Origin of the sequence: Halomonas sp. B23F22_20 (assembly GCF_043496985.1) — a bacterium.
Taxonomy (GTDB): Bacteria; Pseudomonadota; Gammaproteobacteria; order Pseudomonadales; family Halomonadaceae; genus Halomonas.
Genome location: NZ_JBIEKH010000128.1, coordinates 1 through 564, shown reverse-complemented (window position 1 = coordinate 564; position 564 = coordinate 1). Strand labels below are relative to the sequence as shown.

Here is a 564-nt window from a genome sequence, read left to right as displayed (position 1 = left end):
AGTCGGTGACCTGGCACCAGTTCATGCAGGATGAGCGACAGCAGAAGTGTGAGGGCTGCCGCAGTCCTTTGTGGTCTCTCATGAGGCCGCAGAGAGCCACGGCCAATGTTCACCGGGAGATGGTGCGGAAAGCGCTGATCAAGCTCCCCACGATCGGGAAGGTGACGGCCGAACGGCTGATCCAGCAGTTCGGTGAGGACTTTCTGTCGTCGCTACTGGCCGACAACATTCACGAGTTCATCAACCTGATGGATGGCAATGGAGAGCTGGTTTTCTCCGATCGCCAGGCGAAGCGGATGGAGAAGGCGATGGCCACGACAGAGTTCGGGTTTGGTGAGGGCGGCTATCAGCCGACCGAGTTCATCAAGCGCTATCTGCCGGACCAGACCTTCGATCTGCTGATCGTGGATGAAGGCCATGAGTACAAGAACGCCGGCTCGGCTCAGGGCCAGGCCATGGGGGTGCTGGCTGCCAAGGTCAAGAAGGCCTTGCTGCTGACCGGCACGCTCATGGGCGGCTACGCCGATGACTTGTTCTATCTGCTGTTCCGGATCCTCACAAGAA

General features: G+C 59.2%; 1 pseudogene. It reads left to right on the top strand.

The window, feature by feature from the left end:
* Positions 1–564, top strand: a pseudogene (locus tag ACGTN6_RS20930) (DEAD/DEAH box helicase); the annotation flags it as partial.